A 7,680-nucleotide genomic window follows, 5' to 3' on the forward strand; every position below is an offset into this window, starting at 1 on the left:
CATGAAATACGGCTTCTTTGATAACGACAACCGGGAATATGTCATTACCCGCCCTGACGTACCGGCGCCATGGACCAACTATTTAGGTACAGAAAAGTTCTGTACCGTTATTTCACACAACGCAGGTGGCTACTCGTTCTACAACAGCCCTGAGTACAACCGCGTGACCAAATTCCGTCCAAACGGTACCTTCGACCGTCCAGGACACTACGTATACCTGCGTGATGACGAGACTGGCGACTACTGGTCAATCTCTTGGCAGCCAGTGGCTAAAAGCCTGGAAGAAGCGTCATACGAAGTGCGTCACGGCCTGTCTTACTCTAAATTCAAGTGTGAGTACAACGGCATCACCGCACAGAAAACCCTGTTCGTACCAAAAGGCGAAGACGCACAAATTTGGGATGTGAAGATTAAAAACGATGGTGACAAGCCACGCACGATCAGCGCGTTCTCTTTTGTTGAATTCTCATTCAGCCACATCCAGTCTGATAACCAGAACCATCAGATGAGCCTGTACTCTGCAGGTACTTCGTACAACGACGGTGTGATTGAGTACGACCTGTACTACAACACCAATGATTACGAAGGTTTCTACTACATGGCGTCTAGCTTCGACCCTGACAGCTACGACGGTCAGCGTGATAGCTTCCTGGGCATGTACCGTGACGAAGCAAACCCAATTGCAGTAGAGAACGGCCGTTGTTCAAACCACGTTCAAACCTGTTACAACCACTGTGGTTCACTGCACAAGCAATTCGTTATTCAGCCAGGTGAAGAAGTTCGCTTCGTGTTCCTGCTGGGTATTGGCAAAGGCGAAGGTCAGCGTCTACGTGCGAAATACCAGGACATGGCTAACGTTGATGCAGCATTTGCAGCGATCAAAGGTCACTGGGATGAGCGTTGTAACAAGTTCCAGGTAACCTCACCAAACGAAGGTCTGGACACCATGATTAACGCATGGACTCTGTACCAGGCAGAAACTTGTGTGGTTTGGTCTCGCTTCGCATCGTTCATCGAAGTAGGTGGACGTACTGGTCTGGGCTACCGCGATACCGCACAAGATGCGATTTCAGTTCCTCACGCAAACCCGCACATGACGCGTAAACGTCTGGTGGATCTGCTGCGTGGTCAGGTGAAAGAAGGCTACGGTTTGCACCTGTTCGATCCAGACTGGTTCGATCCAGAAAAAGCGGACGTTAAACCATCTAAATCACCGACTGTTGTTCCAACGCCAAGCGATGAAGATAAGATCCACGGTATCGAAGACACCTGTTCTGACGACCACCTGTGGATTGTACCAACCATCATTAACTACGTTCAGGAAACTGGCGAAGAGAGCTTCCTGGATGAGATGATCCCATACGCAAATGGTGGTGATGCATCAGTCTACGAGCACATGAAAGCAGCGCTGGACTTCTCTGCTGAGTACGTAGGTCAAACCGGTATCTGTAAAGGTCTGCGTGCAGACTGGAACGACTGTCTGAACCTGGGTGGCGGTGAGTCAGCAATGACATCATTCCTGCACTTCTGGGCACTGCAGGAGTTCATCCAACTGGCTAAATACAAAGGTCAGGAAGCCGACGTTCAGAAGTACACCGAAATGGCAGCAAACCTTCGTGAGGCGTGTGAAAAACACCTTTGGGATGATGAAGGTGGCTGGTATATCCGTGGTCTGACAAAAGATGGCGACAAGATCGGTACAGCGCAACAAGCAGAAGGTCGTGTTCACCTTGAGTCAAACACTCTGGCAGTTCTGTCTGGTCTGGCATCACAAGAACGTGGTGAGAAGGCCATGGACGCGGTTGATGAGAACCTTTACTGTGAGTACGGTCTGCACCTGAACTCTCCATCATTCGCAACGCCAAACGATGACATCGGCTTCGTCACTCGCGTATACCAAGGCGTGAAAGAAAACGGCGCAATCTTCTCGCATCCAAACCCATGGGCTTGGGTTGCAGAAACCAAACTGGGCCGCGGCGACCGCGCGATGAAGTTCTACGACGCACTGAACCCATACAACCAGAATGACATGATCGAGAAGCGTGTTGCTGAACCGTACTCTTACGTTCAGTTCATCATGGGTCGTGACCACGAAAATCATGGCCGCGCAAACCACCCATGGCTGACAGGTACGTCTGGTTGGGCTTACTTCGCGGTAACTAACTTCATTCTGGGTGTACAAACTGGTTTCGACGGTCTGATCGTAGACCCATGTATCCCAACAAGCTGGCCTGGTTTCGAAGTTCGTCGTGAATGGCGCGATGCGACTTACAACATCAAGGTTGAAAACCCGAACGGCGTTAGCAAAGGCGTGAAATCAATCACTCTGAACGGTGAAACTGTTGAAGGTGCAATTCCTGCACAAGCTGCAGGCTCTGTGAACGAAGTGGTTGTTGTTCTGGGCTAATCACAAAAACGGGGCTGAATCAGCCCCGTTATTTGTCTGTTTCTAAAGGAGTTCAACCATGATCCAATTTGGTACCGGTGGCTGGCGTGCACTGATTGGCGAAGAGTTCACCCGCGATAACGTGCGACTCGTTGCCCAGAGCCTTGCCAACATCATGATTAATGAAAACGCGATCGAGCCGGGCTTTGTTATCGGTTATGACCGCCGTTTCCTGTCTGACAAAGCGGCTGAATGGTTTGCAAGCGTGCTAGCTGCAAACGGCATCACTGTTAGCTTTATCGACAAATACGTTCCAACCCCTATCGTCATGTTCAAGGCGAAGGAGATGGAAACCCACTACTCGGCGTGTATCACCGCTTCGCACAACCCAGCGGATTACAACGGCGTCAAAGTCTTTATCAAAGGTGGCCGTGACGCAGACGAAATCATCACCGCGAAGATTGAGGAGCAAATCAGCCAGCTTCAACTGAGCGATGTGAAAACCATCGACTTCGAAGAAGCGGTTGAAGCAGGCTCGGTCAAAATCATCAACCCGATGAACGAGTTCGTGGATTCGATCATCGATTTCATCGACATTGAAGCGATCAAGAAAGCCAACCTGCGCGTGCTGATCGACCCTATGTTCGGTGTGGCGAAAAACGCCCTGCAAACCGTTCTTATCTCTGGCCGCTGTGATGTTGACGTGATCAACGACGGTGCAAACCCAGGCTTCGGCGGTTTGATGCCATCACCAAGTGCTGCAACGCTTTATCGCCTGAAACATTTGGTTGCTCATGAAGGTTACGACATTGGTATAGGTACCGATGGTGATGCAGACCGTCTTGGCATCATCGACGAGAAAGGTAACTTCATTCACCCGAACGAAGTCCTGTTGCTGCTGTACTACTACATGCTGAAGTACAAAGGCTGGAAAGGCTCTGTGGTACGTAACATCGCGACCACTCACCTGCTGGATAAAGTCGCCGCAGACCATGACGAGAAGAGTTTTGAAGTGCCTGTTGGCTTCAAACACATCAGTTCACAAATGGAAGCAGATGACTCTCTGATTGGCGGCGAGAGCTCTGGTGGCCTGACAATCCGCGGTCACATCAAAGGTAAAGATGGCGTATTCGCTTCAAGCTTATTGGTGGAAATGATCAGCGTAACGGGCAAGAAGCTATCTGAATTGCTTGATGAAATCTACAGCAAGTATGGCTACGCCTACACCGCTGAAGGTGATTGCACGTTCAAAGCTTCTCAGCGCGAAGAGCTCTACAACAAGATTTATGTAGAAAAAGCGCTGCCAGAGTTTGCTTATGAGATTGAAAAAGTTAGCTATGCCGATGGCCTGAAGGTTTACTTCAAGAACGGCGGTTGGGCATTGGCGCGCTTCTCAGGCACCGAGCCACTACTGCGTATTTTCGTAGAGTGGGAAGACAAAGACACCGCGGAAGCTCTGGTTAAACAAATCAAAGAGTTCCTGTACGTTTGATGTCAACAATGAACAGGTTAATCCACTAAATTGGCAACAATGCTGTTCATTCCTGCAAACCGAAAGGTTTTTGCAACAAGGGTAGCTTAGCTACCCTTTCTTTTATCTGCTGAGGGAGCATTCACGGAAAGAAAGGTCACCGACAACCAGCATAGCGTCATCTCCTTTTGTATATAGCCCCACAGAGCCATCTTCCAGCTCATATTGCGCGCCGGAAGCAGATCGAATTCGGGGAAGCTCATACTCAGCATCATTGACATGAATCAACGCGTAGTCTGACATCACCATAGCACCGAACATCCGGCCATCCTCACATTCATATTGGTGAGGCAATGGTGAAGCACAAGCAGCCAACAGAAAGGCCGACATCGTAACGCCAAGTAATCTCTTCATCATTCTTCTCCGTCACTGCGTTCTCATATACCCATATATCTCATCATGAATGCAAAACTTATATGAAAACTTAGTCACAATATTTCACTCTGGTTTGATCCAAGGCGAACATTTACTTCGAAACAAGATTATGAAAATACGAAATTTGAATAATTTAACGGGAAAAAATAAAGAGCGCATATTTAACGATATGTATAGCCATTTTTCTGTACATTGTGCGATCAACGAAAACAATATATTGAAATGCCCCCCATTTCAGCGTCAATCGATGACCGAATTTGCAAAAGGAAAAGTCTTCCCCAGCAACTAATTACCCTGCCTTTTTTCATCGTTATGCTCTTCTATGATTTATTTCGCGTTAGAAATTAAAGGAGCAAACTGATGTTAAAACACGCTTTATTGGCGGCCGCTATATCTGGAGCATTAGCGGCACCGAGTTATGCAGTCTCTTCGCAGGAGTTAACTCAGTTGGGCCAAGGTCTCGATCTGACGTACTCAGTCATCGATAACCAGCAAGATGAGTGGCGTACATTTAAAGGTGTCATTTCTCTCACCAATGACAGCACAACCGCGCTACCATCATCAGGATGGGCTATTTACTTCAGCCACATCCGCATGATCAAACCTTTAGCAACAGACACGCTTAAGGTTTCTCATGTTAACGGTGATATCTTCAAGATTGAACCTACTGCTTCTTTTTCTCCCCTCACACCGGGACAGTCACTTGATATCGAATTCTTATCCGAGTTCTGGCAAGTCGCGAAAACCGACGTTATGCCAAACTGGTATCTGGTTTCCGACAGTGGTGATACTGCTCTGATTGCCAGCACAAGCAACACCATCAATGGTGAAGTGCCGACTAAGCCAGGTGAAGAGCTACCTTTCGTGTCTGATTTTGACACTGAGCTACAGTGGAAGCGCTATGGCGGCAGCATCACCGATTTCTACGACCCGTTCACGGCTGCCGATCGCTACGCGAAAAACAGCGATCTCAGCAAGATTGCTAACGCAAAAGGGGTTATCCCTACACCTGCTTCAATAAGCTTCGGAGAAGGTGAGATCACTATCGATCCATCTTGGGTAGTGGTTTACGACAATGGCTACCAAACCCAGGCAGAATTTATCGCTAAGCAGTTTGGCTTGACCGTAGCGCCTTGGTCTCCAAACCAATCTAAAGTGATTCATGTTGGTTGGGGCCAAGTCACCATTGACGGAAAAGCTAAGTGGGAAGAAGCATACGAATTAAATGTTTCACCGACCGAGGAAAAGATTGAGATCAACGCTGTTGATGCCGCAGGTGCATTGTATGCTGCACAATCGCTTATTCAATTAACCGATAACGGCGCAGTGCCTGAAGCTTCGATCGCCGATGCCCCGCGCTTTGCTTACCGTGGACTTTCCATTGATGCAGCACGTAACTTCCGCAGCAAAGAATCTGTACTGGAATTACTCGACCAGATGGCTGCGGTAAAACTGAATAAACTGCACCTTCGCCTGAGTGACGATGAAGCATGGCGTATTGAAATCCCAGAGCTGCCTGAACTCGCTGACGTTGGCTCAAAGCGTTGTCATGACCTCACTGAAACCACGTGTGTATTGCCATTCCTTGGCGCTGGCCCTGATGGCACAGCCGAATCCAATGGCTTCTACACTCAGGCTGACTACAAGGAAATCCTAGCCGCCGCTAATGCGCTAAGCATTGAGGTAATCCCTGAAGTTGATATGCCGGGCCACGCGCACGCCGCTATCAAAGCGATGGACGCACGCTTTGAGAAATTTGCCGCGCAAGGTGATTTGGTCAAAGCCAATGAGTTCCGCCTGAGCGATCCTGACGACACCACAGAATACCTGTCAGTACAGATGTTTACTGATAACGCCATGAACGTTTGCATGGAGTCAACCTACAACTTCGTTGATACCGTTGTTGGTTCATTGGTTGCCCTTCATCAGGATATTCAACCACTCAAAACCTTCCACTTCGGTGGTGATGAAATCGCCGGTGCATGGAAAGACTCTCCTGTCTGTCAGGCATTCCTTGCAAATAACAGCCATGGCATCTCTACCATTGACGAGCTAAGCCAATACTTCGTTGAACGTATCTCTGCCATAACGGCGAGCCACAATCTTGATCTGGCTGGTTGGGAAGATGGCCTGATGCACAACAACAAAGTTTACCCTCGCGGGGAAATGGTGAACGCGCAGGTGACCGGTAATGCATGGCAGAACATCTGGGAATGGGGCGTTGCAGACCGCGCTTACAACCTTGCCAATAATGGCTATGGCGTAATTTATAACCAAGCAACTCACTTCTACTTCGACCACCCGCATGAGCCAGATCCAGAAGAGCGCGGTTATTACTGGGCGCCACGTTTCACTGACACCCGTAAGTCATTCGGCTTTATGCCAGATGACTTGTATGCGAATGCAGACTTTACCCGTGCTGGCGCGCCAATCACTAAAGAAGAAGTGCTCAACGCAGCAGGCGTGAAAACGCTTGAGCGTCCAGAAAATGTTCGGGGTCTTCAGGGCTCGATCTGGAGTGAAACTATCCGTACAGAAGCACAGTTCGAAGGCATGACCTTCCCTCGCGCAATCGCTTTGGCAGAGCGTGCTTGGCATTCGGCATCATGGGAAGCTCACGATGCAGACGGCAAGTTGGTTGATGAGACGGCACGTAATGCTGACTACAATCAGTTCGCAAACCTTGTTGCGAAAAACATCATGCCTAGCTTGGAAGAGGGTGGCATCGCTTTTAACCTGCCAGTACCTGGCGGCATCATCGAAGCTGGCGTATTGAAAGCGAACAGTGCTTTCCCTGGTCTTGCGATTGAATACTCCGTTGACGATGGTCAAAGCTGGCAAGCCTATGATGCGAATCAAGCGCCTGCAGTGACTAGTGCACTTATCCGCACCGTATCAGGAGATCGCTCAAGCCGAATTGCTGAGGTGAAGTAGTTCTTCATCTAGCTATATACGTCAAAAGGCCATCCTTACGGATGGCCTTTTTGTTGCGTGTCGAACAGCTGTTTTGTCAGTAGCTATGATGAATATGGAAAGTGGCAGATGCAAAAAAGCCCTGACCGCCAGGTCAGGGCTTTTTTTAAATTGGAAGCCTGGCGATGTCCTACTCTCACATGGGGAGACCCCACACTACCATCGGCGCTGTTACGTTTCACTACTGAGTTCGGCATGGAGTCAGGTGGGTCCATAACGCTATGGTCGCCAAGCAAATTCTGCTAAGTCTTCACCTTTAAAAAAGGTAAAAACCAAAATCTTGGAAAGCTGTTTCTGTGTTCTCGACACATTCAATGTTCTATTTGAGTCCGTCAAAACCCCTTGGGTGTTGTATGGTTAAGCCTCACGGGCAATTAGTATCAGTTAGCTCAACGCCTCGCAGCGCTTACACACC

The 7,680-nt window shown here is 48.9% G+C and carries 4 protein-coding genes and 1 rRNA gene; 3 read left to right on the forward strand and 2 right to left on the reverse strand.

From position 1 onward, the window contains the following. The first annotated feature begins 1 nt into the window (after position 1). Both G5S52_RS18330 and G5S52_RS18335 read left to right on the forward strand, forming a co-directional pair. Complete coding sequence (locus G5S52_RS18330; protein ID WP_165017182.1) at positions 2-2,407, forward strand: glycoside hydrolase family 94 protein; 2,406 nt, start codon at positions 2-4, stop codon at positions 2,405-2,407. A gap of 58 nt (positions 2,408-2,465) precedes the next feature. Then, positions 2,466-3,878, forward strand: a complete 1,413-nt coding sequence (locus tag G5S52_RS18335) for a phosphoglucomutase/phosphomannomutase family protein (protein ID WP_165017185.1) — start codon at positions 2,466-2,468, stop codon at positions 3,876-3,878. A gap of 102 nt (positions 3,879-3,980) precedes the next feature. Here G5S52_RS18335 and G5S52_RS18340 read toward each other — a convergent pair whose 3' ends face one another. Beyond that, the gene (locus G5S52_RS18340; RefSeq protein ID WP_235956388.1) at positions 3,981-4,274 is read right to left on the reverse strand and encodes an MliC family protein; all 294 of its coding nucleotides are present in this window, start codon (positions 4,272-4,274) and stop codon (positions 3,981-3,983) included. 378 nt (positions 4,275-4,652) lie between these two features. Here G5S52_RS18340 and G5S52_RS18345 point away from each other — a divergent pair, with 378 nt between their 5' ends. Continuing rightward, a complete protein-coding gene (locus G5S52_RS18345; RefSeq protein WP_165017188.1) occupies positions 4,653-7,226 on the forward strand; it encodes a beta-N-acetylhexosaminidase in 2,574 nt (857 codons plus the stop codon). A 156-nt stretch (positions 7,227-7,382) separates the two neighbouring features. On the opposite strand, the gene rrf is transcribed toward G5S52_RS18345, so the two are convergent. Beyond that, positions 7,383-7,498, reverse strand: a 5S ribosomal RNA gene (gene rrf / locus G5S52_RS18350). Between the last annotated feature and the right edge of the window lie 182 nt (positions 7,499-7,680).

Source organism: Grimontia sedimenti, from assembly GCF_011045095.1.
Taxonomy (GTDB): domain Bacteria; phylum Pseudomonadota; class Gammaproteobacteria; order Enterobacterales; family Vibrionaceae; genus Enterovibrio; species Enterovibrio sedimenti.

Coding starts and splice junctions, on each gene's coding strand:
- G5S52_RS18330 (WP_165017182.1), top strand. CDS start 2: ATGAAATACGGCTTCTTTGATAACGACAACCGGGAATATGTCATTACC.
- G5S52_RS18335 (WP_165017185.1), top strand. CDS start 2,466: ATGATCCAATTTGGTACCGGTGGCTGGCGTGCACTGATTGGCGAAGAG.
- G5S52_RS18340 (WP_235956388.1), bottom strand. CDS start 4,274: ATGATGAAGAGATTACTTGGCGTTACGATGTCGGCCTTTCTGTTGGCT.
- G5S52_RS18345 (WP_165017188.1), top strand. CDS start 4,653: ATGTTAAAACACGCTTTATTGGCGGCCGCTATATCTGGAGCATTAGCG.